Annotated in this window: 25 protein-coding genes; 16 read left to right on the top strand and 9 right to left on the bottom strand. The window is 67.6% G+C overall.

Annotated elements, in window-relative coordinates:
- Window positions 1-299 precede the first annotated feature (299 nt).
- Together ABZS29_RS28640 and ABZS29_RS28645 are read left to right on the top strand one after the other, a co-directional pair.
- Complete coding sequence (locus tag ABZS29_RS28640; RefSeq protein ID WP_355466358.1) at window positions 300-1,058, top strand: LuxR C-terminal-related transcriptional regulator; 759 nt, start codon at window positions 300-302, stop codon at window positions 1,056-1,058.
- 16 nt (window positions 1,059-1,074) lie between these two features.
- Entirely contained in the window at window positions 1,075-1,425 is a 351-nt protein-coding gene (locus ABZS29_RS28645; RefSeq protein ID WP_355466360.1) for a metallopeptidase family protein, read from the top strand.
- 48 nt (window positions 1,426-1,473) lie between these two features.
- Here ABZS29_RS28645 and ABZS29_RS28650 read toward each other — a convergent pair whose 3' ends face one another.
- Entirely contained in the window at window positions 1,474-2,202 is a 729-nt protein-coding gene (locus ABZS29_RS28650; protein ID WP_355466362.1) for a polyprenol monophosphomannose synthase, read from the bottom strand.
- A 79-nt stretch (window positions 2,203-2,281) separates the two neighbouring features.
- Window positions 2,282-2,665 carry an STAS domain-containing protein gene (locus ABZS29_RS28655; RefSeq protein WP_355466364.1) on the bottom strand — a complete coding sequence of 128 codons (384 nt, stop codon included), beginning with the start codon at window positions 2,663-2,665 and terminating at the stop codon, window positions 2,282-2,284.
- A gap of 228 nt (window positions 2,666-2,893) precedes the next feature.
- On the opposite strand from ABZS29_RS28655, the gene ABZS29_RS28660 reads away from it, so the two are divergent.
- Complete coding sequence (locus ABZS29_RS28660) at window positions 2,894-3,502, top strand: SDR family oxidoreductase (protein ID WP_355466366.1); 609 nt, start codon at window positions 2,894-2,896, stop codon at window positions 3,500-3,502.
- Window positions 3,499-5,076: a DNA alkylation repair protein gene (locus tag ABZS29_RS28665; RefSeq protein ID WP_355466368.1), complete on the top strand. Its 1,578-nt coding sequence runs from the start codon at window positions 3,499-3,501 to the stop codon at window positions 5,074-5,076. The genes ABZS29_RS28660 and ABZS29_RS28665 overlap by 4 nt, the downstream gene beginning before the upstream one ends.
- Here the strand turns inward: ABZS29_RS28665 and ABZS29_RS28670 are convergent.
- From ABZS29_RS28670 to ABZS29_RS28680, 3 genes are all read right to left on the bottom strand, one after another.
- Window positions 5,007-5,840, bottom strand: coding sequence for a CPBP family glutamic-type intramembrane protease (locus ABZS29_RS28670; RefSeq protein WP_355466370.1), 834 nt, complete (start codon window positions 5,838-5,840; stop codon window positions 5,007-5,009). The two genes, ABZS29_RS28665 and ABZS29_RS28670, sit on opposite strands and share 70 nt — an antisense overlap.
- A gap of 92 nt (window positions 5,841-5,932) precedes the next feature.
- The gene (locus ABZS29_RS28675; RefSeq protein ID WP_355466372.1) at window positions 5,933-7,402 is read right to left on the bottom strand and encodes an MFS transporter; all 1,470 of its coding nucleotides are present in this window, start codon (window positions 7,400-7,402) and stop codon (window positions 5,933-5,935) included.
- A gap of 37 nt (window positions 7,403-7,439) precedes the next feature.
- A complete protein-coding gene (locus ABZS29_RS28680) occupies window positions 7,440-8,108 on the bottom strand; it encodes a hypothetical protein (protein WP_355466374.1) in 669 nt (222 codons plus the stop codon).
- 177 nt (window positions 8,109-8,285) lie between these two features.
- Here ABZS29_RS28680 and ABZS29_RS28685 point away from each other — a divergent pair, with 177 nt between their 5' ends.
- From ABZS29_RS28685 to ABZS29_RS28705, 5 genes are all read left to right on the top strand, one after another.
- On the top strand, window positions 8,286-9,125 hold the full coding sequence (locus ABZS29_RS28685; protein WP_355466375.1) for a DUF4397 domain-containing protein: 840 nt from the start codon (window positions 8,286-8,288) through the stop codon (window positions 9,123-9,125).
- A 35-nt stretch (window positions 9,126-9,160) separates the two neighbouring features.
- Window positions 9,161-9,784 (top strand): class F sortase, encoded by a 624-nt coding sequence (locus ABZS29_RS28690; protein WP_355466377.1) that lies wholly within the window; start codon window positions 9,161-9,163, stop codon window positions 9,782-9,784.
- An 18-nt stretch (window positions 9,785-9,802) separates the two neighbouring features.
- Window positions 9,803-10,420: an L-threonylcarbamoyladenylate synthase gene (locus ABZS29_RS28695; RefSeq protein WP_355466378.1), complete on the top strand. Its 618-nt coding sequence runs from the start codon at window positions 9,803-9,805 to the stop codon at window positions 10,418-10,420.
- Window positions 10,421-10,499: 79 nt separating this feature from the next.
- Window positions 10,500-11,456, top strand: coding sequence for a penicillin-insensitive murein endopeptidase (locus tag ABZS29_RS28700; RefSeq protein ID WP_355466380.1), 957 nt, complete (start codon window positions 10,500-10,502; stop codon window positions 11,454-11,456).
- Between the two features lie 13 nt (window positions 11,457-11,469).
- Complete coding sequence (locus tag ABZS29_RS28705) at window positions 11,470-12,111, top strand: nitroreductase family protein (RefSeq protein ID WP_355466382.1); 642 nt, start codon at window positions 11,470-11,472, stop codon at window positions 12,109-12,111.
- Here ABZS29_RS28705 and ABZS29_RS28710 read toward each other — a convergent pair.
- From ABZS29_RS28710 to ABZS29_RS28720, 3 genes are all read right to left on the bottom strand, one after another.
- Window positions 12,108-15,248, bottom strand: coding sequence for a glycoside hydrolase domain-containing protein (locus tag ABZS29_RS28710; RefSeq protein WP_355466383.1), 3,141 nt, complete (start codon window positions 15,246-15,248; stop codon window positions 12,108-12,110). The genes ABZS29_RS28705 and ABZS29_RS28710 overlap by 4 nt on opposite strands.
- Before the next feature lie 111 nt (window positions 15,249-15,359).
- On the bottom strand, window positions 15,360-15,815 hold the full coding sequence (locus ABZS29_RS28715; protein WP_355466385.1) for a DNA polymerase ligase N-terminal domain-containing protein: 456 nt from the start codon (window positions 15,813-15,815) through the stop codon (window positions 15,360-15,362).
- Window positions 15,812-16,543, bottom strand: coding sequence for a SigB/SigF/SigG family RNA polymerase sigma factor (locus ABZS29_RS28720; RefSeq protein WP_355466386.1), 732 nt, complete (start codon window positions 16,541-16,543; stop codon window positions 15,812-15,814). The genes ABZS29_RS28715 and ABZS29_RS28720 overlap by 4 nt, the downstream gene beginning before the upstream one ends.
- A 322-nt stretch (window positions 16,544-16,865) precedes the next feature.
- Here ABZS29_RS28720 and ABZS29_RS28725 point away from each other — a divergent pair, with 322 nt between their 5' ends.
- The 5 genes from ABZS29_RS28725 (at window position 16,866) to ABZS29_RS28745 (ending at window position 20,354) form a co-directional block, all read left to right on the top strand.
- Window positions 16,866-17,060 (top strand): hypothetical protein, encoded by a 195-nt coding sequence (locus ABZS29_RS28725; RefSeq protein ID WP_355466387.1) that lies wholly within the window; start codon window positions 16,866-16,868, stop codon window positions 17,058-17,060.
- A 12-nt stretch (window positions 17,061-17,072) separates the two neighbouring features.
- Window positions 17,073-18,005 (top strand): LysR family transcriptional regulator, encoded by a 933-nt coding sequence (locus ABZS29_RS28730; protein WP_355466389.1) that lies wholly within the window; start codon window positions 17,073-17,075, stop codon window positions 18,003-18,005.
- A 92-nt stretch (window positions 18,006-18,097) separates the two neighbouring features.
- A complete protein-coding gene (locus tag ABZS29_RS28735) occupies window positions 18,098-18,844 on the top strand; it encodes an SDR family oxidoreductase (RefSeq protein ID WP_355466391.1) in 747 nt (248 codons plus the stop codon).
- Complete coding sequence (locus ABZS29_RS28740) at window positions 18,841-19,713, top strand: SDR family oxidoreductase (protein WP_355466393.1); 873 nt, start codon at window positions 18,841-18,843, stop codon at window positions 19,711-19,713. The genes ABZS29_RS28735 and ABZS29_RS28740 overlap by 4 nt, the downstream gene beginning before the upstream one ends.
- Window positions 19,710-20,354 (top strand): amidohydrolase family protein, encoded by a 645-nt coding sequence (locus ABZS29_RS28745; protein WP_355466395.1) that lies wholly within the window; start codon window positions 19,710-19,712, stop codon window positions 20,352-20,354. Before ABZS29_RS28740 ends, ABZS29_RS28745 begins: the two co-directional genes overlap by 4 nt.
- Here the strand turns inward: ABZS29_RS28745 and ABZS29_RS28750 are convergent.
- The gene (locus ABZS29_RS28750; protein WP_355466397.1) at window positions 20,333-21,238 is read right to left on the bottom strand and encodes a TIGR03564 family F420-dependent LLM class oxidoreductase; all 906 of its coding nucleotides are present in this window, start codon (window positions 21,236-21,238) and stop codon (window positions 20,333-20,335) included. The two genes, ABZS29_RS28745 and ABZS29_RS28750, sit on opposite strands and share 22 nt — an antisense overlap.
- Before the next feature lie 88 nt (window positions 21,239-21,326).
- Between ABZS29_RS28750 and ABZS29_RS28755 the strand changes: the two genes are divergently transcribed.
- Both ABZS29_RS28755 and ABZS29_RS28760 read left to right on the top strand, forming a co-directional pair.
- Window positions 21,327-22,178 (top strand): LysR family transcriptional regulator, encoded by an 852-nt coding sequence (locus tag ABZS29_RS28755; RefSeq protein WP_355466399.1) that lies wholly within the window; start codon window positions 21,327-21,329, stop codon window positions 22,176-22,178.
- Window positions 22,179-22,425: 247 nt separating this feature from the next.
- Window positions 22,426-24,717, top strand: a complete 2,292-nt coding sequence (locus ABZS29_RS28760; RefSeq protein WP_355466401.1) for an MFS transporter — start codon at window positions 22,426-22,428, stop codon at window positions 24,715-24,717.
- Window positions 24,718-24,956: the final 239 nt, after the last annotated feature.

The raw sequence follows: 24,956 nt of genomic DNA on the forward strand, positions 1-24,956 counted from the left end.
GGCTCCTGGAGTGCGGGCAATGTCGGGGCGGCTTCAGTAAACGACTCGCGACGTACCGTCCACGAGGTGTTCGGCTGTCGGAAACCGGCGTGGCGGGAACCTGTCGCCGGTGGTACACAGAGGCATGGACGCGCTCCGCGCACTAGACCTCTCGCCGGAGGCTGCAGCAGCTCTACCTCGACCTGCTGCAGCAGCCTGCAGAGCGCCCGGAGGACCAGTACGTCGACGAACTGGTCGGCCTGGGCCTCGTCGAGCGTTCGGACGACGGCCGTCTGGTCGTCCGCCCACCTCGGCTCGCCGTGGAAGCACTCGCCGAGCAGCACACGAAGCAGGCCGCTCTCATCAGGGAGAGCGCTGACACCCTCACAGACCTGTGGCGAGCGGCGGCCGGCAAGCAGGACCACCTGGAGCTGCTTCCGACGTACGACGCCGTGCAGATCGTGATCGACTCGGTACAGAGCGACGCGCAGCAGCACGTGCGGGCGATGACGATGGGTACCGTCGTGGTCCCGCGCGGGATCCAGATCGTGGGCGGCCTGTTCGAAGCGCTTGAGCGCGGCGTCCGGTACGACGTCATCTACGACGCCCATGTTCTGCAGAATGAGGCCGCGCTCCACATGGCCCAGGAATGCATCGACGCGGGTGAGCAGGCCCGGGTGTTTCCGCGCGTACCGCTGAACCTGACGCTGGTCGACCAACGCTGGGGACTGGTCGCCGCCCGCTCCCAGCAGGCGTCACCGGGCCCGGAGTTCGTTGCGATAGTGGTCCACGAGTCGCCGCTGCTGCGAGGTCTCGAGGGAATCTTCGACGCGCTCTGGCGGATCGCCGTACCGATCACCAACAGCACCGAGCTGAACGACGTCGAGGCCGGACCGAGCCTGGAGACCAAGCGGCTGCTGACCTATCTCAGCGCCGGCCTGACCGACGAGTCGATCGCGCGGGAGTTCGGAGTCAGCGAGCGGACGATCGCGCGCCGGATCGGGCGGCTGCAGGAGGCGCTCGGCGCGCAGACCAGGTTCCAGCTCGGCGTGCAGGCGTCCAGGCAGGGCTGGTTGTAGTCCGTACGCTGGCAGTGTGATCGAGATGACCCGGGCGGACTTCGAGGTGCTGGTGGCCGAGGCACTGGACGAGGTGCCGGGCGAGCTGGCGGCGCTGATCGACAACGTGGCGATCTTCGTCGAGGACGACCCGCCGGCCGGCGATCCGGAGTTGCTGGGGATCTACGAGGGCATTCCGTTGACCGAGCGCGGTCACTACTACGGCGGCGTACTGCCGGACCGGATCACGATCTACCGCAATCCGACGCTGCGGATCTGCGACACCGTCGAGGACGTCGTGGACGAGGTGAACATCACCGTCGTGCACGAGATCGCGCACCACTTCGGAATCGACGACGCGCGGCTGCACGAACTCGGTTACGGGTAGGCCAGAGCCGCCGTACGACGGAGACGTCGTACGGCGGTCAAAACCAGCTCAGGAGCGGCTGAAGAGCAGCTTCCAGGGCATCAGCGCGGACTCGAGCTGCACCTTCAGGCTCATCTTGGAGACACCCTCGGTGCGCTCCTCGAAGTGGATCGGCACCTCGGCGATCCGCAGACCGCGCTTGACCGTGCGGTAGTTCATCTCGACCTGGAACGAGTAGCCGTTGCTCTCGATCGTGCTGACGTCGATCCAGCGCAGCGTGTCGGCCTTCCAGGCCTTGAAGCCGGCGGTGGCGTCCTTCACGTGCAGGCGCAGGAGCGCGTTCACGTAGAAGTTCGCGAAGGCCGACAGCGCCCGGCGGTGCCAGCCCCACTCGGCCGCCGCGGAGCCGCCCTCGACGTACCGGGAGCCGATCACGAGGCCGGCGTCGGTGGTCCGCAGGGTCTCCACCATCTGCGGGATCACCGAGGCGGGGTGCGAAAGGTCCGCATCCATCTGGATGACGATGTCGGCGCCCTCGTCCAGCGCGCGGGTGATCCCGGCGATGTACGCGCGGCCGAGGCCGTCCTTGGCGGTGCGGTGCAGGACGCCGACCTTGTCCGGCGATTCCTTCGCCAGCTCGTCGGCGACGTCACCGGTGCCGTCGGGGGAGTTGTCGTCGACGACGAGCATCTCGAGCCCGGGCAGGTTCAGGTCGGCCAGCAGTCCGGCCAGGACGGGCAGGTTCTCCCGCTCGTTGTAGGTCGGTACGACGACCACGATCTTGGCTAAGTCACCCATGCCATTCCTTCTTCGGGGATACCGGACGCTACCGCACTCAACGGTCGAGACCGTGAATGCGGTACGCCGGACGCCGAAGTCAGAGCGCCGCGAGTGCCTCCGCGGCCGAAGCGAAGATGCGGAACTGACCGCCCAGACCGGTGACAGTGAGCGGCCGGTCGACCGGGCGGCCGACGCCGATCAGGGCCAACGTGATGTTGTGCCGGCCGGCCAGGGTGCGGGCCTCGACCAGGTTCCCGAGGCCGGCGGAGCTGCAGAAGGTGACGGCCGAGACGTCGATCAGCACCAGCCGGGCCGGTGGCGCGACGGCGGCCCGGATGGCTTCGGAGGCGAAGTCGGTGGTGGCGATGTCGATCTCACCGGACAGGCGCACGAGCAGGACTCCCGGCTCCAGCTCCTCGGTGACCGCGTCGAACGTCGTCCTGATCATGTCGCCGTCCCGCGGCTCAGACTGGCTTGTCACGCCGGTTTCTCCCCCGGGTAGTCCTGTACCGCCGGTCCGTCCTGGCGGGGTGAACTCCCTGGGGCAACCGTATGCCCCGACGCCGGACAGTCACAACGCCTGCCCGAGGGATAACCCTTGAGCGTGACCTCCCTGTTGTAAGCGCTACCAGCAGTCAAGCCGGATAACGAAGACGCCGACTGTCCGCGGTGGATGGTAGACAAGAAAAACTTCGGCGGAAGGACGAACATGGGCGTGCTCGACGGCAAGGCGGCCGGCGGCCGAGCGGTGGCGGTGCAGTCCGACCAGGCTGACGTGTCGGCGGTGCCGAAGCTGTTCGAGCAGGCCGCGGAGCCGACCGGCAGTTTGGACATCTTCGTCTGCAACGCGGCGCTGGCCACCGTCATCCCGATCGCCGACGTCACCGAGGCGGCGTACGACGAGTTGTTCGCGACGAACCTGCGTGGTCCGTTCTTCGCGATCCAGCGCGCGGCCCAGGTGCTGCCCGACGGCGGCCGGATCATCGCGATCTCCACTCTCAACACCGCGTTGCCGGGGCCGACCGTCGCCCTGTACGCCGCCAGCAAGGCCGGGCTGGAGCAGTTCGTGAAGGTTGCCGCCCGCGAGTACGGCGCCCGCGGAATCACCGTCAACTCGGTCTCGCCGGGTGCGACCGCCACCGAGATGTTCCACGACAACAATCCGCCCGAGGCTCAGCAGGCGGTGATCGGTATGACCGCCTTGGCCCGGATCGGCGAGCCGGCCGATATCGCCGACGTCGTCGGTTTCCTGGCCGGTCCGGACAGCCGCTGGATCACCGGTCAGAACCTGCGCGCCACCGGCGGCTTGGTGCTATGACAGTCGCAGCCCTGACTACCGCGACGCTGCTCGCCGAGATCGACGCGGCCGCCGATCCCGAGGTGGCCGAGGTCCTCGAGCGCTATTTCAAGCTCGAGCCCGGCGGCTACGGGTACGGCGACCAGATGGCCGGCGTGAAGCTCTCCACTATTCGCGGACTGCTCAAGCCATACCTCAAAGCGGCCCTCCCGCTCGAAGATCTCGAGCGGGCTCTGACCAGTCCGATCCACGAGCACCGGCTGGCCGTTCTCTGTCTGCTCGCCGACCGAGCCGGCAAAGGCAACGAACGACAAGAGATCTACGACCTCTACCTGCGCAGTACGGCGTACATCAACAACTGGGACCTGGTCGACTGCAGCGCGTCGGAGATCGTCGGCGGTCAGCTGCTCGACAAGCCGCGGGACGTCCTGACGACACTGGTCCGCTCGGAGTCGCTGTGGGAGCGCCGGATCGCGTTGGTCGCGACGCATTGGTTCATCAGGCGCGGTGAGAGCGAGGACATCTATCACCTCGCGCCCGAGGTCTTCGGCGACCGCGAGGACCTGATCCACAAAGCGGCCGGCTGGATGCTGCGCGAGGCCGGCAAGCGAGTGTCGGAGGAGGAGCTCCGGGTCTTCCTCGACGAGCACGCGCCGGCGATGCCGCGGACCATGCTGCGCTACGCGATCGAGCATCTGCCGGTCGAGGTCCGCGCGGCTACCGCGCGCAGCGCTGACCTTCGGCCACCGTCGAAAGGACTGCGCTACCGCGACCGCGTACCTACGCTGATTTTCATGAAGCTCATTCGCTTGGCGTTGCTGGCACTTCTGGTCGCCGCCGGCCTGGCCGCTGTCCCGACAACGGCGATGGCCGCGCCGGCCTTTCAGATGCCGATCCCGTGCGGCCTGCGCTGGACCACCGCGAGTCACAGCGGGCACGCCAGCCAGTGGATGATCGACATGGTCGATCTCGGCGGCAACACCCGCGGTACGCCGGTGCTGGCGTCGGCCGCCGGCACGGTCAGTGCCTCGCTGAACTCGACGACCGGCGGCCAGATGGTGGTGGTCGACCACCCCGGCGGCTGGCAGACCCGGTACCTGCACATGGATCGCCGGGATGTTGCCGTCGGCAACGCAGTCTCGCAGGGAACGCAGCTCGGCGTTGTCGGCAGTACCGGCGACAGCAGCGGCCCGCACCTGCATTTCGAGCAGAAGCTGAACGGTGTCGTCCAGCAGGCGTGGTTCAACGGCCACGCCGTCCCGCTGACCTGGTCGTACGGCGAGCACTTCGAGACCAGCGCGAACTGCGGAGCCGGCGACGACAAGTTCTGGGTCGACACCTTCGCCGACGCCCCCGGTTACGCGAGCCCCGGCGCAGGCGCCAGCACCGGGACTCTGAAGAAGGGCACGAACTACGTCTACTGCCGGCAGTGGGGCCCTGAGGTCCGGGTCGGCTCATCCTTCAACCACTGGTGGCTGAAGACCGACCTCGACATCGGCCCGGCGAACCAGTGGGTCTCGGCCTACTACTTGTCGCGCTGGGGCAACGACGAGGCCAAGGACAACGCGGGCCGGGAGATCAAGGACTGCACGTAGTAGACCAGGGCGGCGAGCAGCAGGTACGCCGGAACGAGGAGCAGGACGTCCTGGCTGACCAGGCTCGCCGACCACCCGGCGTTCCGTTCGGCGCCGTCGAAGGTCAACCGGTTCACGGTGAGGAAGGTCAGGTGCGTTGCGATACTGGCCCACAGCGAACCGGTGGCTGCGCGGGCGGCGACCAGCGTGAAGCCGAAGATCGTCAACAGGAACAGGTACGACACGACGTCCTGTCCGGGCGGCGCGAAGCTCAGCTCCTGAGTGTTCTGCTCGAAGATCGTGCCGAGCACGAGCTGCACGGCCGAGGCGATTCCCGGCACGAGCAGGAACAACGCCGTGGTCCCGATCGCAGCCACCAGACCGCGGTACCGGGAACGCAGCGCGCTATAGCTGTGACCGCGCAGGCTGAGCTCCTCCGGCAGTGCTTCGAGCAGCAGCGCAATGAGCGCGTTGGTCAGCAGGAACCACAACACGCGATGCGGTTCGAACCGGCCCCAGTTGATCCACCCTGCGAGGGTGCCGGCGCCGAGCACGACGACAGCGCTGCCGCCCGTCACCAGCAGGCCGTTGAGCAGTCCGCGCCCCGCGTCGCGAAGCCCTAGCTCCTGTCGCCGCCGGAACGGGCGGATCAACAGGATGGCGATCACCGCGCACACCGCCGCCGGCACGAACCGGTTGTGCACCGACTCCGACACCGTGATCGAGCAGCCCAGCGCAATCCCCATCGCCACGGCGCCGAACGCGGCGCGCCACCACACCTTCACCCGTACCTCCCCAGGTCGCTGTCCGCCGACCATATCGCACGACCGTGTCAAAAAAGGTGGCGTTTTGTCGACATGTCGCCCCGGTGGTGAGGTCAGCGCCTGGCGTCCGTGTACGGCGGCGCCTCCAGCGCGCAGTGCCGGTGGTGATGGATCTGCACCGTACGGCGCCCTGCCCCGTCGCCCAGCGTGGTCCACGCGATCACCGCTCCCGCCACCGCGAGCACGGCCGAGATGAGCAATGCCCGGTGGAAACTATTGCTAAAGGCAACAGGATCCCGATAGGACTCGCCAGTGATTCCCGCCGCCATCGGGATCGCGGCCACTGCCATCAGTTGCGCCGACCGCGCGATCGCGTTGTTCACCCCGGAGGCGATCCCCGCATGATGATCCTCGACCGACGACAACACGGTCGCCGTCAACGGCGCCACCGTCGCGACCAGCCCAAGGCCCAGTACGACGACCGCCGGCAGCACGGCCGTGACGTATTGCGAACCCGGTGCGATCCGCAGCATCAGCAGGAACCCGCCGGCCATCAGCAACGGGCCGACCGTCATGGGTATTCGCGCACCGATCTTCTCGGCCAACCCGCCGGCATAGCCGGAGAGAGTGAACATCAACGCGGTCATCGGCAGCAAAGACGCCCCGGCCCACACCGCGGCGTACCCGAGAGCTGTTTGGAAGTAGACGACCACCAGGAACGTCGCCGTCCCGAGTGCGCCATAGACGACGACGGTCACCAGGTTCGCGCCGGTGAAGCGGCGGTTGGCGAAGATGCCGGGTGGCAGCATCGGATGCGAGCTGCGCCGCTCGACCTCGACGAAGATGCCGAAGGCAACCAATCCGATCACCAGACTCGCAATGACCGGGGCGTTGCCGAAGCCGCTCTCACCAGCCTGGATCAAGCCGAAGGTCAGACCGGCGAGGCCGATCGTGGCCAGGCCCGCGCCGCCGAGGTCGAGTTTGCCGGCCATTGTCTCGTCGCGCGTCTCCGGCACATGCCGCAGCGTCACCAGGATCGTGACGACGGCGATCGGAAGGTTGATCAGGAAGATCAGTCGCCAGGAACCGCTGTCCACCAAGGTGCCACCGACGAACGGCCCGACCGCGGCCGCGACCGACGTGAGCCCGGACCACGTCCCGACCGCCTTGCCCCGGTCGCCCGGTGCGAAGGTCGTCTGCAGAATCGCGAGACTGCCAGGTGTCAGCAACGCGCCGCCGATGCCTTGCAACACCCGGCCGGCGATCATCACCTCGAGGGTCGGCGCGACCGTGCAGATCACCGAGGCCACGGCGAACCAGGCCACGCCGATCACATACATCCGGCGCCGGCCGAGCCGGTCGCCGAGCGAGCCGCTGAGCAGGATCAGCGACGCCAGCATCAGCATGTAGCCGTTGACGATCCACTGCAGGCCCGCCATGTCGGCGTCGAACTCCGCGCCCATCGAAGGCAGCGCGACGTTGACCACCGTGCCGTCGAGGAATGCCATCCCCGACCCGAGCGCTGTCGCCGCCAGCACCCACCGCGCTCGCGCGGTCCCCAACGCGATCCGTTCGTCCGCCATGAACTCACAGTAAGCGCCCCGCACGGACAAAACGGCATCAGGGCAGATCGAGCTGAATCACCACCAGTGCCTGGCTGGCCGGAATGTCCGGCTTGATCGTTAAGGCCGGCGGGTCGCCGACCGCACAGCGCGTCTCGGGAAGCAGCGGACAGACCGCGTTCAGCAGGGGCGAGGAGACCGAGATGGTGGTGGGCAAGGTGCCCAGGGCGGTGACGATCAACGGCCGCAGGGCCGCGACCGCGCGCTGAGGTCGCTGCGGAGTCCGGCGGACGGTCGTCCCGGTCAGGCGATAGGTCATCCGGAGCCTGGTGGCCGCGAACGGCAGGGGCAGATCCCGCGTGTTCTCGACCGTCGTGGCGTCGAGTGGCATGACCTGATCATCCGCGAGTAATTGCAAGTCGGAAGCCCGTGGCGCCGTCCTGGTCATCATTCCCGGCAACAACTCGCCGGAGGTTGGAACCTGCAACTGCACCACGTCGGCCGGCGCCCGCAGCAGCACGTCCTCGACCACGTCGAACGACCCGTCGGTCCGCGGTACGGCGGTCAGCCGGATCCCCGGCGTGGTCGCGCCCGGCCCCGGTGTCTCGGGCGATTCGGTCTGATCGGGAGGCGGAATGACCTCGGTGTCGCCCACCCCTGGACTGGGTTGCACCGGGCTCGGCGCCTCGGAACATCCACCGAGCGCCAGGATCAGCGCAGCCGTCATCAGCACTCGCTTGCGATGTGGCATGACGCATCGCCCCCAAGAAACGGATCCGGTTGGGCGCACTGCCTCTGGCGGGCCGGATCGTTTCCGCTTACGATACGCCGCAATTCGCCGTTTTCGGCAATTGCGGGGGTTTTCCGAGCTGTACACCAGGGGGCAAAAATGCATAAGCGCAGCGTGATCGAAACATTTCGATCGGTATATTCGAGAATTCGCGGTCCGGTAATTCCGCTGCTGCTCGCAGTAGCGGTTGTCGCCGCTCCGGCAGTGCTCGCGATGCCGGCCGAGGCAGCCGCCGGAGGCAACATCTACATCGTCCAGGGCCTGCCCGGGCGAACGCTCGACATCAGTGTCGACGGCCGGCAGGTCGCCGCCAAGGTGCCGGCCGCCAAGCTGCTCGGCCCGATCGCCGTCGCTGCCGGTCAACGCACGATCACTGCAAAACAAGGCGGAAAGGTGGTCATCGAGCGCGCGGTGACGGTCGCGTCCGGCGGCAGTCTGGACGTGGTGATCCACCAGCCCGCGTCACCGGGCGGTGCGCCGGTGATCACGTCGTACAACAACAAGCTGACCGCCGTACCGGCGGACAAGGCCGCAGTCCGGGTCGCGCACACGGCCGCGGTCGGGCCGGCCGACATTCGGGTGAACGGTCAGGTCCTGTTCGCAAATGTCGCGAACGGAGAATCACTCGACGTAGTCGTTCCGGCCGCCACTTACAGTGTCGAGATCGTTCCTGCCGGTGCAAAGTCGCCTGTTGTTCTCGGACCGTTGGATCTGCCGGTGAAGGCCGGATATCTGACCCGGGTATTCGCGGTCGGCGCACCGAGCCAGAAAACGATGACCGTCGCCTTCGGCACGATCAAACTCCGGGCGGCCGGATCGCCCAAGCCGAAGGTCGTCAACACCGGCGCCGGTCCCGATCAGTCCGCACCGCTGGCAGGCGTCGCCCTGCTGCTTCTCCTGGCCACAGCGGTCACCGCTCGCAAGGTCGCGACCCGACGGGTGTCACGCCGCTGAGGAGGCTGCTGCCCGGACTGCTCCTGTGCTGCTGCGTGGGTCTGGCGGGGTGCGCCGCGCAGCTGGAGGGAGCTGCGCCGGGCGCCGGGGTGGACGGCGCGACTTCGACGCCGGTGTCGTCGTCCACCCCGTTCGATGCGGCGATTACGCCACCGGGCAAGGTTTCGCCGGGTCGCGTCGGTACGCCGGCGCCCAGTCAGCGCATCCGGTTCGTGCCAACGCAGGTGGTGCTTCCCGGCGGTGCCCAGGCGCCCGTCGTACCGGCTGGCACGGTGGGGGATCAGCTGCAGGTGCCGTCCGGTGCGCAACGCGTGGGCTGGTGGGACGGTGGTGCTGAGGCCGGTGATCCCTTCGGTTCGATCGTCCTGGCCGGTCACGTCGACACCAGGACCGAGGGCCTCGGCTTCTTCGCGCGTCTCCGCAGGGCCGAGCCCGGCGAGTACGTCGTACTGCGTGGTTCCGGTCGAAGCGCGACGTACCGGATCACGTCGAAGGTGTCGGTGCCGAAGGACGCGCTCGCGACGAAGAGCGGCGCGTTCGACCAGAGCGGCGGTCATCGGCTGGTTCTGATCACCTGCACAGGCGCGTACGACGCCGGCAACGGTGGCTACGAGGACAATCTTGTCGTCACCGCGACTGCGGTCGGCTTGGCGAAGTAACGGCGGTAGGCTCGGCGGGTGGCCAGGTATTTCGATGTGCATCCGGAGAATCCCCAGAAGCGAGCGGTCGGTCAGGTCGTCGACCTGGTGCGCGGCGGCGGGCTGATCGCCTACCCCACCGACTCAGGTTTCGCCCTCGGCTGTGCGCTCGGCAACCGGGACGGGATCGACCGGATCAGGTCCATCCGGCAGCTGGACGACAAGCACCACTTCACCTTGATGTGCCAGAACTTCGCCCAGCTCGGGCAGTTCGTGCACATCAGCAACGCCGTCTTCCGCTCGGTCAAGGCGGCGACGCCGGGCAGCTATACCTTCATCCTGCCCGCCACCAAGGAAGTGCCGAAGCGGCTGCTTCACCCGAAGAAGAAGACGGTCGGCGTCCGGATCCCCGATCACGTGGTCACGCAGGCGCTGCTCGAGGAGCTCGGTGAGCCGATGCTGTCGAGCACGCTGCTGCTGCCCGGCCACGAGGAGCCGATGACGCAGGGCTGGGAGATCAAGGAGGAGCTCGACAACCAGGTCGACGGCGTCGTCGACGGCGAGACCGGGACCGAGCCGACCACGGTGATCGACCTCTCCGAGGACTTCCCTGAGGTGGTCCGCGTGGGCGCGGGCGATCCCAGTCCTTTCGAGTAAGGCCTTGCGCGTTAGGCAATAGATGCCGGATCGTGGCGGAGGACCGTAAGTATTTTCCCTCTCGCCCCGGAGGACTCTCATGCGACGTCTCCTCGTCGTACTGCTTGCGCTGGCACTCGCCCTTGTTCCGACCAGCGCCAGTGCGTACGCGAATGCCTTCTTCCCGACGCAAAGCAGCGGCAACCGAGGCGCCGACGTACTGGCGATTCAGTACCTGCTGCAGCACAACGGCCAGGCTGCCCCGGCCGATGGCGTCTTCGGCGCCTCGACAGTCGATGCGGTCAAGGCATTCCAGACCGCGAAGGCCCTCGGCGCCGACGGAATCGTCGGTCCGCAGACGTGGGCCGCGCTGGCGCCGACCATCCGGTCCGGCGACAACAACGCCGCCGTCAAAGCCCTCCAGGTCGAGCTGAACGCCAAGCGCCGCCTCAGCCTCCCCGTCGACGGCGTCTTCAGTACGGCGGTCCGCGACGCGGTCGCCGCCTTCCAGACCCACGCCGGCATCGGCTCGGACGGCATCGTCGGCCCGATCACCTGGCGCAATCTCGCCTGGCACTACGACTACCCCGACTTCACCGCGAACCTCTGCGACCAGGACCCCGACGGCAACGGCACAGCCGCCAACTGGGCCACCTCAGCCGCCGTCGCCCAACTCGAGCACGCCGCCCGCTCCTTCGCCACCACCAACCAAGGCAAGGTCCCGTACGGCGACGCCGGCTACGAACACGGCGGCGACATCCCCGGCCACGGCAGCCACGAAGTCGGTCTCGACATCGACATCTGGCCCATCCGCACCGACAACGGCCAGTGCACCGCCGGCCGCATCACCTGGCAGTCCACCACCTACGACCGCGCCGCCACCCGCCAACTCATCCAAGCCATCCACGCCGCCGCCCCCGGCCACGTCCGCCTCATCTTCTTCAACGACCCCACCCTGATCAACGAAGGCCTCACCACCGAGTGGCCCGCCCACGACAACCACCTCCACGTCCGCTTCTGCGAAAAGGTCCACCCCAACTCCCTCTACACCTGCTGACATAGTTGACGGCATGACCCTTGACCTGACTCCCGATCAACTGCTGACCACTACCCGGACTGTGCGGAAGCGGCTGGATCTGAGCCGGCCGGTTCCGCTTGAGGTGGTGAAGGAGTGCATTGAGGTTGCGGTGCAGGCTCCTTCGGGGAGTAATCGGCAGACGTGGCACTGGATGGTGGTGACGGATGCCGAGAAGCGGGCTGCGATTGGGGAGTACTACCGGCTGGCGGTGGAGCAGTATCTGGCCAGCGAAGGGGCGGCGGGGAAGTTGCACGCGGATGATCCGGAGCGGGGGCCGGTTCAGCGGCGGGTGGGGGACAGCGTGGCTTACCTGGGCGAGCGGATGGGGCAGGTGCCGGTGCTGGTGATTCCTTGCCTCAAGGTGAGCAAGTTGCCGGCGGGGAACCAGTCGGGGACTTGGGGATCGATTCTGCCGGCGGCTTGGAGCTATTGCTTGGCGGCGCGGGCTCGAGGCCTCGGTACGGCGTGGACGACGTTGCACATGGTTTACGAGCAGGAGATCCAGGAGCTGCTCGGACTGCCGGAGGACATCCGGCAGTCCGTGCTGCTTCCGACTGCGTACTACACCGGTGACACCTTCAAGCCGGCGCCGCGGCAGTCACTTGACGAGGTCATCCACATCGACGCGTTCTAGCGGACCTCCAGTTCGGCGAGCTGCATGCGGGTGTCAGCGGAAGGCCGGAGTTCGGTCGCGCGGATCTGGACGTACCGGGTCGTGGTCGTCGGGAAGGTGTGTGAGACCGCCTCCGACCCCGGCTGCGGTACGTCGGTCCCGCGCGCGACCTCAGCAAAATTGCTCCCGTCCAGCGAGGTCTCGACGATGTAGTCGACGGGGAAGCCGTTGCCGGTGTTCGGCCCGTCGGACCGGGCGTACAGATCGACCTTGCTGATCCGCGACGGTCCGCCGAGGTCGACGCGGACCCACTGTGGGGTGGTCGCAGAGGTGGACTCGCTGGTCCAGCCCATGGAGTTCCACAGGCGGGACTGGCGCGCGCCGTCGGTCAGGTTGGTGCGCAGCCAGCCCTCGGCAAAGAACTCCGAGGAGGACGACGACGTCACCGGGCGTCCGGCGGCGAAGTTGCCGCCGGCAACCTCGACCTCAGCAAGCTGCATCCGGTAGGTGCCAAAGGGGTCCTGTGCCAGTCGCTTACCGACCACCTGCACGTAGCGCACGTTCTGCGCAGCGAAGTCCACCGACTGTACGCCGGTCGGCCGCGGCTGGCCCGTTCGCGAGGCCACCGTGGTCCACGACGACCCGTCCGTCGATACCTGCACGTCATAGTCGATCGGGAATCCGACACCCAGGTTGGCCCCATCAGAACGCGGATACAGATCCACCCGGCTCAGCGACCGAACAGCACCGAGATCCACCTTGAACGACTGGGCGTCGGTGGCGCTTGCCGCAGCAGCGGAGGTCCACCCCATCGAGCTCGCATCCGACGTACGCCGTCCGTCGACGGCTGCGATCCCGCGCCAGCCGTCACTGTCGTACGACGAGGAGACGGTGACTGCGCCGCCTTCGGCCGGGTTCACGTCCGGGTTCAGCCGAACGTTGTCGAAGGCCACATTCACACCGCCACTCGCCAGTCCGATCCCGCCGGCACTGAAGGACGAGTCGGTGACCGTCAGCACCGGCGCCGCGCCAGTCCCGGCGTACACGGTGATCTTGTTGCCGCGCGCAACCACTCGCAATCGGTTGGACTGGCCGGGCGCGTAGCCGACGGCTTTGGCCGATCCCAGCGTCGTACCGGACTTGAAGACGAAGACCTCGCCGTTGTTGCGTTGGGCGACGAGATAGCCGCTTTCCATGTCGGTCGGGTTCAGGTTGCGCACCACGAGTCCGGCCCAGTTGGTGTGACCGCCGTTCGGGTTCACGCCGCGGATCTGCAGATCGACGCTCGCCGACACGTCGCCGTACGCGCGTGCCTCGAGACCAGCGACGTAGTTCCACTTGTCAGTGGCCGTCTGCACCAAAGCGCCACCCGACACCGACCACGAACCAGCGTTGGCCTGCCAGGACTGCGATCCACCGCTGAAGTCGTCCGAATACGGGTAGACCTGGTCCGGCCCGCCAGACGCCAGTGCATCCAGCACCTGCCGATGGACGGCGTCCGCCGCGTCCCCCGACTTGTCCATCGTGTACGAGTTGGTCAGCAGTGAGTTCGCCAACGCCCGAGCAAGCAGGGGCTTCTTCGCTGCCAGCTGAGTGAACAGCTCGTAGTCCTCGACCCCATCCAGCTGGGCCTCACTCCGGATGCTGTCATAGACGTCGTACGCCGGTGCGTTCGGCCGCACGATGAAGTTGTCGCCGTTCTGCGCACCGTCGAAGGTGTCGAACTTCTGGCCGAGCGTGCCGAACCAGTAGTTCCAGCCCCAGTGCAGGTAGCCGACCGCGTTCGCCTTCCACGCGAGCAACGGCGTCAGCCGGGTCTTGGCCAAGTGCGACATCAGGAACCGGTTCAGGTACGGGCCCTGCGGGCCGATGCAGTTGTAGATCCACAGCTCGTTGCCGGCCAGCCGCTTGCTCTGGAAGACGCCGACGTTCTGCTCGTACAGGTTGAGGATCGGCGTGTTCGCGGTGACGCTCGCGGTGGGGTTCAGGACCGCCAGTTCGGCCTCGTTCAGCTTCGGGTTCGGGAAGTACTTGCGGTAGATCGCGTACATCCAGTTCGCCGCGTTGGTGTCCTCGGTCCGCGTCGTCTCGTCGTTCGCGCTCATGTAGAAGATGTCGGTCAGACCCTTGGCGTCCAGGTGCTGCTTGAGCGCCGGGAACAGCTTGTTCAGGTACGCCGTCGCCTCCGCGGAACCGGAGGTCACCGGGACCATCTGCGTGGAGCCGTCGGCCGCCCGCTTGAGCATCTCGAGCTGGTTGGGGATGCCCGCGCCCGGGTTGCTGCCGATCAGCAGATGCGGGGTGTGGATCCACTGCAGCGCACCGGCATCGCGGTAGATCTGGATGAACCGGTCGAAGCTCTCCCAGCCGAACGTGTAGTTGCCGGCCGCGTCGATCGTGGTGTTCGGGATCAGCAGCGCCTGGAAGTCCGCGAAGACCACGTTGTTGCGGTGCTTGGCGTGGTTGCGGGCCATCGCCTCGATGACGCGCCACCAGTTCTCGTCGTACATCTGTACGCCGTACTGCAGCGGGATCGCCTGGATCGTGCCGGTGTAGTCCCAGCCGGCCGAGGTGGTCCAGTTGTTCAGCTTGAACGTCGACTGGTTCGTCGGCGGCAGCGTGGCCGAGGTGACGGTCAGCCGGACCGGTACGACGACATCGCCGGTGCTGCTCCGGACGGTCGCCGTACCGGTGTAGAGGCCGGGTGTCGCGCCAGCGGGCACCCGCACGCTGTAGTGATACGGCTGGGTGACGTTGGCGGCCAGGGTCCGTGAGGTGTTCTCGACCAGCGCGTCGTAGTACGCCGAGCCGGTGCCCTCGCGCTCGGCGTCGCCGGCCTGGAAGACGTTCGGATGCAGGTACTCGCGACGTACCGTGATGTCGGAGATCGTCGCGCCACCCGGACCAGTCAGGTTGCTGTAGGCAACGGAGACGCCCGAGGTGGAGGCAGTCGGCCGGACCGCGATCTGGGCGGCCTCGGTCTCGTTGCGGGCGGCGTACAGGTCGATCGTGGTCGGCGCGTTCGCCGGTCGGGTCGCATAAGGAAAGAGCCGGTCGGACGCGTTGTGGGTCCAGATCGGCGGCGGCGCGGCTTGGGCGGGGAGCGGCAGCAAGGCGGCGAGTAGGACACCGGACAGCAGAGCAGCAGACTTGCGCATTCTTGTCCTCCGGGCGGCAGGAAGGTTCAGAACTACGCAAGCAGTCTCGGTGGCGGTCTGTGACCGGTCAAGGTAAGCCGAGTGACCGGAACCGGTCAGGTCTCTAGACGGTCACCGGGATGAGGCGGCCGCTTCCTCGATGGTTAGACCACTCAGCACGGATCGCGGCTCGCTCACCGTCAGATCGAGCGATGGATCGGCGTCCTCATCGCGCACCTTCACCAATAACCAATCGGAGTTGGTCCGGGTGAAAGCCCAGGCGCCGTTCAGTTTGATGCCGTGGAACCGGACCTTGAGGTGGCCGCGCTCGACCGCCTCGGCCGCACTTCCCGGCGTCAGGTTGGTGTAGACGCCGGCGTCCCACACGATGACGTTACTGCTCTCGTACGACGCGTACTCGAGATCGTGATCGGTGGTGAAGACAGCGAGCCGCTTCACCACCGGATCCAAGGACGGCCCCTTCGGGACCGCCCACGACTTGAGGACGCCGTCGATCTCCAGCCGAACGTCGTAGTGCAGTCGTCGTGCGTCGTGCAACTGCACCACAAAGATCGGCTGGTTGATCAAGCGGCTACTGCAGGGGACTCGAGCCGATCGCGGAGCCGGTCCAGGATGCCGCGGAGCAGGCGGGAGACCTGCATCTGGCTGACGCCGATCTCGGCGCCGATGTCGGCCTGGGTCTGCCCTTCGATGAACCGCAGCTCGAGGATCCGCCGCTCGCGCGGCTTCAGCATGGTCAAGGCGGGCTCCAGTACGGCGACCGCCTCGGTCTGCTCGAACGCCAGGTCGTCGTCGGCGATCGTCTCGCCGAGCCGGGTCTGGGAATCGCCGTCGAGCGGCCGGTCCAGTGAGAGCACCGAGAAGCAGCCGTCGGCGGCCAGTGCGGCCTCGACCTCGGCCACCTCGGCCCCGATCTCGGCGGCGATCTCGGCCTGGGTCGGCTCGCGGTGCAGATCCTGGATCAGCTGCGGCCGGACCGACGCGATGCTGCCCTGCAGTTCCTGCAGGCGGCGCGGGATCCGGACCGTCCAGGAGCAGTCCCGGAAGTACCGTTTCACCTCGCCCCGGATGGTCGGGACGGCGTACGCGAGGAACGGCGTACCCGTCGAGGGATCAAAACTTCTGGCGGCCTTGACCAGGCCCAGGTACGCGACCTGATCCAGGTCGTCGGCCTCGACCCCGCGGCCCCGGAACCGGGACGCGATGCTGTGGGCCACGCCGAGATGCAGCTCGATCGCCTGATCGAGCAGCTCTTGCCGTTCGGCTTCGTCGGTACTGGCAGCGCGGCGGGTCAAGAGATCCCGGGCTTCGCTGTCTCGCTGATCGGCACGGTGACGTGCGGCGGAGTTGGGTACCGGAGGGTTGGCAACTGCTGTGGAGTTCGTCATGTGTGTTCTGACCTCGCGACATTAGTCACGGCGCGGCACATGTCTGGACCGCGGTCAGGACCTTGCAAGTCCATTCCTACCCCACTTCGACCCGGTTATGCATCTTCTCGGCAAGAAGAGCCTCGGGTTCGTGACCAATCCGGGTTATCGCTAACGCGGCGTCACACTGCGGTTGTAGTCTTGTCGCTGCCACCCCTCATCTCCGCCCCTGTCACGAAGTCAGGTCGCTATGCCTCTCGCCTCTTCCCCGGCCAAAGGTTCCTCCGCACCTACCGACGTCCCCAGCTCGGGTGACGTCCAGATCCGCGTCGGCGGCCGCTGGGTCGCCGGTCACGAGCTCGGCCGGCGGGCCGACGAGGTCCTGGTCAGCCACCACGGCCACCTGGTCTGGGTCGACCGCGGGGCGGTCCGTCCGGCGGAGTGACACACTGCCGGAGTGGAACTGCGGCAGCTGGAGTACTTCGTTGCGGTGGCGCACGAGCGCAGCTTCACGCTGGCCGCTCGGCGGCTGCACGTCGTCCAAAGTGCAGTCAGCGCTGCGATCGCAGCACTTGAACGGGACTTGAAGGTCACGCTCTTCGAGCGGAACGCGCAACGCGTCGTACTGACCGAAGCCGGTACGGCGTTGCTCCCGGAAGCGCTCGCGGTGATGGACGCGGTCCAGGGCGCCCGCGATGTCGTCGACGAGCTCGGCGCCGGCCTGCGTGGATCGGTGCGCGTCGGACTGCTGCCAGGACTGGGGTTGATCGATCTACCAGCGGCCGCCGCGGACTTCCGCCGCCGCTATCCGCACGTCGAATTGCAACTGCGTGTGAACGCCGAAGGTTCGGCCGGAATCATCGTCGCGTTGCGTAACGGCGATATCGATGTCGGCTTTCTCGGCGTACCGCAGGGCAGTGTGCCGCGGGAGCTGACCACCTGGGAGCTGCTGCGGGTCCCGCAGGTGCTGGCCGTCCCGGTCGGGCATCGGCTGGCCCGGCGCCGTTCGGTCAAGGTCGCGGACCTCGCCGACGAGGAGTTCGTCGACTTCCCGCCTGGATTCGGGACACGAACGCTGATCGACCAGAGCTTCGAGGCGGCCGGTATCGCGCGGCAAGTGGTGGTCGAGGCACTCGGCATCGAGAACGCGGTCCAGTTCCTGGCGCAGGGCGTCGGCCTCGCGATCCTCCCCGGGTACGCCGTCTCCGGGCTGGACGCGGTCCGCGTCGTACCGATCGAGGACGAGACCTTCCAGTGGTCGCTCTACATGGCGACGCTGCGCAAGCGGAAGCCGACCGCGGCACTGCGGGCGCTGCTGGGGCTGGTGAGCACGCACCTCAGGCAGCCGCCGGGGACGACGCTGGGTGCGGAGATGCATCAACAGAACTGATCCATCCATCGATACGAGTCGTTGGATTTGATCCGTTCGGCGGAGCACGATCGAGGTGTCAGCAGAAAACGACAGCTCGAAAGGCACCGACGATGACTGAGAACAGCACCACCCAACGGGTCGCGATCGTGACCGGCGGATCGAGCGGGATCGGCCGCGAGACAGCGAACCGGCTCGGCCGCGACGGCTTCGCGGTGGTGATCGGCTACTCCGGGAACAAGGACCGCGCCGAGCAGGCGGTTCAGGAGGTCGAGGCCGAGGGCGGCCGGGCGATCGCCGTCCAGGCTGATGTCGCCGACGAGCAGGCGGTCGCCGCGCTCTTCGACACCGCTGAGCGGGAGTTCGGCGGCGTCGACGTGGTGGTCAACGCGGCCGGCATCATGCCGCTCGCGCCCTTGGCCGAGCTCGACCTGAACGTCTTCGACGACATCATCCGCACCAACCTGCGCGGCACCTTCGTGGTCGACCAGCAGGCCGGCCGCCGGGTCCGCAACGGTGGCGCGATCATCAACATCTCCAGTTCTTTGACGCTGCTCGCTCGCCCGGGTTATTCGGCGTACGCCGCGAGCAAGGGCGCTGTCGAGGCGGTCACGCTGATCCTGGCCCGCGAACTGCGCGGCCGCGACATCACCGTCAACGCCGTCGCCCCCGGTCCGACCGCGACCCCGCTGTTCTTCGAGGGCAAGCCGCAGGAACTGATCGACCGGATCGCCGCCGAGCCGCCGCTCGAGCGCCTCGGTCAGCCGTCCGACATCGCCGAGATCATCGCCTTCCTGGCCGGCCCCGCGCGCTGGATCAACGGCCAGGTCATCTACGCCAACGGAGGTTCGGCAGCATGATCGTCCTGATCAGTGGTGCATCTTCTGGGTTCGGAGCCCTGACCGCCCGCGCTCTCGTCGACGCCGGCCACACCGTGTACGCCGGGATGCGCGACATCGCCGGCCGGAACGCCAACGCGGCGGCCGATGCGAAGGCCTATTCGCCCGACCTGCGAGCGGTCGAACTCGACGTCAGCTCGGAGAGCTCGGCGCAGCAAGCCGTCGACACGATCGTCGCCGAGCAGGGGCGTATCGACGTACTGATTCACAACGCTGGGCACATGGTCACCGGTCCGGCCGAGGCCTTCACACCGGAACAGCTGCTGGATCTCTACGACACCAACGTGGTTGGAGCCCAGCGACTCAATCGGGCGGCGCTGCCGGTGCTGCGGGCTCAGCAGGACGGGCTGGTCGTGTGGGTCGGCAGCTCGAGTACCCGTGGCGGCACTCCGCCGTACTTGGCGCCGTACTTCGCGGCGAAGGCGGGGATGGACGCGCTTGCGCAGAGCTACGCGTTAGAGCTGGCGCGATTCGGGATCGAGACGACGATCGTCGTACCGGGTGCGTTCACTCACGGTACGAATCACTTCCTGCACAGTGGATCGCCGGCCGACACCGACGTCGTGGCGGCGTACGAGACGAAGTACGCCGGGTTGATGGAGCAGGTGGGTCAGCGGCTGGCCGAGTTGGAGCCGGAGTGGTCCGATGTTGGCGAGGTGGCGCGGTTGATCGTGTCGGTGGTCGACACCGAGAAGGGCAAGCGGCCGTTCCGCGCGAGCTACGACCCGTCCGACGACGGCGCGATCGTGGTCAACGCGGTGGCCGACCGAGTGCGTTCGGAGTTCCTGCATCGCGTCGGCCTGGAAGACCTGCTGCACCCGACCGCATGACTGTATACACACACTTCCTGCCGCCCGAGTACGTCGCGGCGGCGGAGCGAGCCGGGCATCTCCGACCTGACGGGTTGCCCGGCTGGCCGACGTACGAGGTGGACTCGCCGGATGCTGTCCTGTCGATCCCGTCGCCCGGCGTGCACTTCGGCGACGACTTCCGCGCGCAGGTGCTATCGCGTCGCGTGAACGAGCTCGCCGCTCAGCAACCCGGCCGCCGCTTCCTGGCCAGCCTGCCGCTGCCGGACGTCGATGCCGCCCTCGCCGAACTCGACTACGCGTACGACGTCCTGCACGCGGACGGCATCATCTTGCTGAGCAACGTGTCCGGTGTGTACCCCGGCGAGCCCTCGTGGGAGCCGGTCTGGCGCGCCCTCAACAAGCGGTCCGCCCAGGTGTTGCTCCATCCGACCTCGCCACCGCAGTGGCGCCAAGTGGCTCTCGATCGCCCGCGCTCGCTGATCGAGTTTCCCTTCGATATCGCCCGGGCCGTCACCGATCTGACGCTGACCGGCATCCTCGCGCGGTATGCGGATCTCCGGTTCGCGGTCTCACACGGCGACCTGCTGGACGGTCTCGCCGAGCGCATCGACGGTTCCGCGCTCTGGAAGAACTTCACTCACGTCAACTGCTGCGCATAGTCGTGGGCGAAGCGGATCGTCCGCTGCTGCTCCTCGGGCGTGCCGACCGGGCACAGGATGAACTCGGTCGCGCCGGCCGCAGCGAACCGCTCGATCTCGCGTGCAACTGTCGCCTCGTCGCCCAGCACTGCAGTCTCTTCAGGGCCCGTCACGCCGCCACGATCGAGCACCGCCCGGTAGGCCGGCATGTCTCCGGCAGCGCCGAAACGGTCCCGGATCCAGGAGCGGGTCGCGTCGGGATCACTGGTGACCGCGACGGTCGCCGTCGCCATCACCTCCGGCCGCGGTCGCCCGACTGCCGCCTTGTCGATCGTGGGCCGGATGTACGACTCGATCAGCTCCGGCCCGACCCAGCTGGTGATCGTGCCGGCCGTCAGTTCGCCGGCCAGTTGGAGCATGCGCGGTCCGAGCGCTGCCACGATGGTTTGCGGCGCTTCGGCTCCCGTGATCGCCAGTTGACCACGGGCCGTGATCCGTCCGCCCTGGTAGTCCGTCGGTTTGCCGGTCAGCAGTCCCGCCAGCGCTTCGACGTACTCGCGCATGTAGTCGGCCGGGCGGTCCATCGGCAGACCGTGCATGCCCTCGATGATGGCCGGATGGCTCGACCCGACGCCGAGCAGCAGGCGGTTGCCGGTCAGCGCCTGCACGCTGAGCGCTTGCGCCGCGAGGGCGAGCGGATGCCGCGGATACACCGGTACGACGCCGACCGCGAAGCCGATCGTCGACGTGTACGGCGCCGCTCCCGCGACCAGCGTGAGTGCGTCCCACCCGGTCCGCTGGCTGAACCAGATCCGGTCGATGCCGCTGTCCTCAGCGGCCTTCGCGGCCGCTCCCACCTCGTCGATGCGCAGGCCTTCTTCGTCGATCCACAGTCCGATTCTCATGTGGCCAGTCAACGTTCCGAGGGCGCGGCGACCCAGACCCAACTACGCTGTGCAGCGATAAGCAATCGTGATCGCCTGGGGGTGGCCGATGGAGCTGCGGCAACTGCGGTACTTCGTCACGGTCGCCGAGGAACTGCACTTCGGCAAGGCGGCCGAGCGGCTCGGCATCGCGCAGCCGGCGGTCAGTCAGCAGGTGGCCCGGCTGGAACGCGAATTCGGTCTGCTGCTGCTCGACCGGTCGTCGCGGCATGTCCGGCTCACCGCCGACGGCGAACGCCTGCTGCGGGAAGCGCGCGCAGTGCTCGCGGCGGCCGACCGTACCGCGGAGGTCGCCGCCGAGCTCGTGTCCGGTCGCGGCAACCTGGTGCGGATCGGGACCGCGCCGGGGATGCGGGACCGCCTTGAACGCGGCATCGCCGTACTGCGTGGTGATGCGACCGACGGTGAGGCGACGCTGGTTGCCGGGACTCGGGACGAGCACTTCGCGGCGTTGCGGTCCGGCGAGCTCGACCTGGCCTTCGTTCGCGGTGAGGTGGCCGCTCGAGATCTGACCGCCGTCGAGCTCTGGCGCGAACCGCTCTCGGTGCTCGCACCGGCGGCGTACGGGTCGGAGGGCGGGGTGAAGTTGGCCGACCTGGCTGACCTGCCCTTGCGGTTGCCGCCGGATCCGGTGCTCCGGGACCAGATGGTCGCAGCCTGCCGTGAGGCCGGGTTCGAACCTGTCCTCGGCCGGCCTGTGCACAACTTCGAGGACGTGGTGGTCGAGCTGTCGGTCGGACCGGCGGCTTGGACGGTCGTGTACGGCGAGGCCTGTGAGCCGTCCGAGGGACCGCTCTGGATGGGGCTGATCGCGCCGCCGATGAGTGTGCCCGGGCAGCTGGTGACGCGGGCGGGACACCCGGCGGACTGCCTCGACATCGTGGCGGCAGCGTTCCGCTGAGAGGTACCCCGGCGGGCCCTGACAGCTCCGCCGGGGTGGCGCTGTTGATCACTCAACAAGCACCGGATCGTACGTCGCCGACGGCTTCGGAGTCAGGTGCCGTCTCAGCAGAAGAACAGCGGGTCTATCGTTGGCTCTTGCAACCAAATTGTGTGGCTGGGTGAGGACCTGCCGGCCGTTTCCGCCCCGAGGACAGCGTTGATCCGCTGCCCTCGGCCGAAGCGACCCCGCAGACGAACGGAACCCGATGTCAGCCACCCGAACCGAGGCCCCCGCTTCGGCAACGGCCCCCGCTCGTTATCGATCGAAGTACAGCCCGGAGGAGCCACCGGTCGCCGTACCGGCGGCTGCCGATCCTGAGCTCACGCACCGGGAGATCCTGGAGATCCTCGCCGGGCTGCTGGCCGCGCTCTTCACCGCGGTGCTCAGCTCGACGATCGTCAGCAACGCCCTGCCGACGATCATCGCCGACCTCGAAGGGTCGCAGACGCAGTACACGTGGGTCGTCACGGCCAGCCTGCTCGCGATGACGGTGTCGACGCCGGTGTGGGGCAAGCTCTCCGACCTGATGAGCAAGAAACTGCTGGTGCAGCTCGCGATCATCATGTTCGTCGTCGGTTCGGCGCTGGCCGGGATGGCGCACAGCGTGCCGTTCCTGATCGGTGCGCGAGTTCTGCAGGGACTCGCGATGGGCGGCCTGATGGCGTTGGCCCAGGCGATCATCGGCGCCGCGATTCCGCCCCGCGACCGCGGCCGGTACTCCGGCTATATGGGTGCGGTGATGGCGGTTGCGACCGTGTCCGGTCCGCTCGCGGGTGGCGTCATCGTCGATACCTCGTGGCTCGGCTGGCGCTGGTGCTTCTACGTTTGCGTGCCGTTGGCGGTCATCAGCATGATCGTGCTGCAGCGGTACCTGAAGCTTCCGGTGATCAAGCGCCCGATCAAGCTGGACTACCTCGGCGCCGTACTGATTGCGGGGGCAGCCAGCCTGCCGCTGATCTGGGTTTCGTTTGCCGGACAGCACTTCGCGTGGTGGTCCTGGCAGACCGGCGCGTATCTCGGCGGTACGGCGTTGCTCGCACTTCTAGCCGTGGTTGTCGAGACGCGGACCCGCGACCCGCTGGTCCCGGTCTCGGTGGTGCGGGAGCGGACGACGGCGCTCGCGATCCTGGCCAGCCTCGCGGTGGGCATCGCGATGTTCGGCAGCGCGGTTTTCCTCGGGCAGTACTTCCAGGTCGCGCGCGGTTACAGCGCGACCGAGGCCGGTCTGCTCACGATCCCGATGATGCTCGGATCGTTCTTCGGATCGGTCGGGTCCGGTCAGTTGATCACCCGCTATGGCAAGTGGAAGCGGTATTTGGTCCTCGGTGGTCTCTTCCTCACCGCCGGGCTCGGTCTGCTCGGCACGATCGACCACCAGAGCCCCTACTGGTACGTCGGGGTCGGGATGCTCGCGATGGGCATCGGCATGGGCATGATGATGCAGAACCTGGTGCTCGCCGTACAGAACACTGTCGACGTCAGCCAGGTCGGCGCCTCGAGCGCGACGGTCACGTTCTTCCGCAGCCTCGGTGGTGCGGTCGGAGTCTCGGTGCTGGGTGCCGTGCTCGCGAACCGGGTGACCGAGTTGATCACGCGCAACGTGCGTGCGCTCGGGCCGGAGGCCGCCGGTGCGGCGTCGGGTGGCTCGGGGTCGGTGCTTGATGTGAACCGGCTGCCGGCGCCGGTCGCGGAGATCGTCCGGCACGCGTACGGCGACGCGACCGGCCATATTTTCGTGATCGCCGCCGCTTCGGCGGTCGTGAGTTTGCTGGCGGTCGTGTTCATTCGCGAGGTGCCGCTGCGTCGTACGGTTGCGATGACGGATGAAGACTTGTCGGCCGCCGCTGCGCCCGGCGTACCGGCTGTTGACGGGCATGCCTCGGATGACCCGGCGGAGCGGGCGGCCGCGGTCGCGCTTGACGTGATCACTGCGGCTGAGCAGACCGCGCGGGAGCGGGAGCGCGAGGCCAATGAGCGCGTGCAGGCGGCCGCGAACACGATTCGCCAGATGCGTACCGACGTTGCTGACCTGTTCACTCGCGTTGATCAGCAGATCGCCGCCCTCGAGGAGACGCTGCCCGGCGCGATCCCGCAACCAGCCGCCGCTCTCGTCGAGGCGCAGCGTCAGTCAGGCGACCTGTCGGAGGAGCTGCGCCGCTACGAACTCAGCGTGCTCAGCGCCAGCCAGCGCACGGCCGATCACCTCCGCTCCACCGCCAAAGCCGAAGCGGAACAAATCCTGACCGAAGCCCGCGCGGAGGAAGCGGAGGTCCGCACCCGCATCGCCGAACTGGAAGCCGTCGAGCAGCGCCTGCTGGCGCACATCCACAACGGCCTCTCCACCACCCCCGCGCCGGCCACCCCTCCCACACCCGCGTCGTCGGTGCCCCAGGCCCCCGCGCCCACGCCAGCCGGCCCGGCGCAGCATTCCGTCCTCCCGCCGTCTCACCACCACAACGGCTACCCGGAGGCCGAACACCGCCAGCCCTTCGGCTGACCACGTTGAGCACCCCTCAACCACCATCCCGCCCCACGAACGACTGATGGGTGCTCAACGTGGGGTTGTGGCGACCTTGTGCACGGTTCGATCGGGGTGGGGGGCGATTTGTGGTTGGTGGGTGCTCAAGGTGCGGTGTGGGGCTTTGGGCACGGTTCGACCGGGGTGGGAGGCGTTTCGTGGTTGGTGGGTGCTCAAGGTGGGGGTTGTGGCGACCTTGAGCACAGTTCGATCGGGGT

The organism is Kribbella sp. NPDC005582 (assembly GCF_040605415.1).
Classification (GTDB): Bacteria; Actinomycetota; Actinomycetes; order Propionibacteriales; family Kribbellaceae; genus Kribbella.

Excerpts from the sequence above, each read along its gene's own strand:
- ABZS29_RS28650 (WP_355466362.1), bottom strand. The coding sequence starts at position 2,202 with ATGGGTGACTTAGCCAAGATCGTGGTCGTCGTACCGACCTACAACGAG.
- ABZS29_RS28660 (WP_355466366.1), top strand. The coding sequence starts at position 2,894 with ATGGGCGTGCTCGACGGCAAGGCGGCCGGCGGCCGAGCGGTGGCGGTG.
- ABZS29_RS28665 (WP_355466368.1), top strand. The coding sequence starts at position 3,499 with ATGACAGTCGCAGCCCTGACTACCGCGACGCTGCTCGCCGAGATCGAC.
- ABZS29_RS28675 (WP_355466372.1), bottom strand. The coding sequence starts at position 7,402 with ATGGCGGACGAACGGATCGCGTTGGGGACCGCGCGAGCGCGGTGGGTG.
- ABZS29_RS28680 (WP_355466374.1), bottom strand. The coding sequence starts at position 8,108 with ATGACGGCTGCGCTGATCCTGGCGCTCGGTGGATGTTCCGAGGCGCCG.
- ABZS29_RS28700 (WP_355466380.1), top strand. The coding sequence starts at position 10,500 with ATGCGACGTCTCCTCGTCGTACTGCTTGCGCTGGCACTCGCCCTTGTT.
- ABZS29_RS28705 (WP_355466382.1), top strand. The coding sequence starts at position 11,470 with ATGACCCTTGACCTGACTCCCGATCAACTGCTGACCACTACCCGGACT.
- ABZS29_RS28710 (WP_355466383.1), bottom strand. The coding sequence starts at position 15,248 with ATGCGCAAGTCTGCTGCTCTGCTGTCCGGTGTCCTACTCGCCGCCTTG.
- ABZS29_RS28725 (WP_355466387.1), top strand. The coding sequence starts at position 16,866 with ATGCCTCTCGCCTCTTCCCCGGCCAAAGGTTCCTCCGCACCTACCGAC.
- ABZS29_RS28735 (WP_355466391.1), top strand. The coding sequence starts at position 18,098 with ATGACTGAGAACAGCACCACCCAACGGGTCGCGATCGTGACCGGCGGA.
- ABZS29_RS28740 (WP_355466393.1), top strand. The coding sequence starts at position 18,841 with ATGATCGTCCTGATCAGTGGTGCATCTTCTGGGTTCGGAGCCCTGACC.
- ABZS29_RS28745 (WP_355466395.1), top strand. The coding sequence starts at position 19,710 with ATGACTGTATACACACACTTCCTGCCGCCCGAGTACGTCGCGGCGGCG.
- ABZS29_RS28750 (WP_355466397.1), bottom strand. The coding sequence starts at position 21,238 with ATGAGAATCGGACTGTGGATCGACGAAGAAGGCCTGCGCATCGACGAG.
- ABZS29_RS28755 (WP_355466399.1), top strand. The coding sequence starts at position 21,327 with ATGGAGCTGCGGCAACTGCGGTACTTCGTCACGGTCGCCGAGGAACTG.
- ABZS29_RS28760 (WP_355466401.1), top strand. The coding sequence starts at position 22,426 with ATGTCAGCCACCCGAACCGAGGCCCCCGCTTCGGCAACGGCCCCCGCT.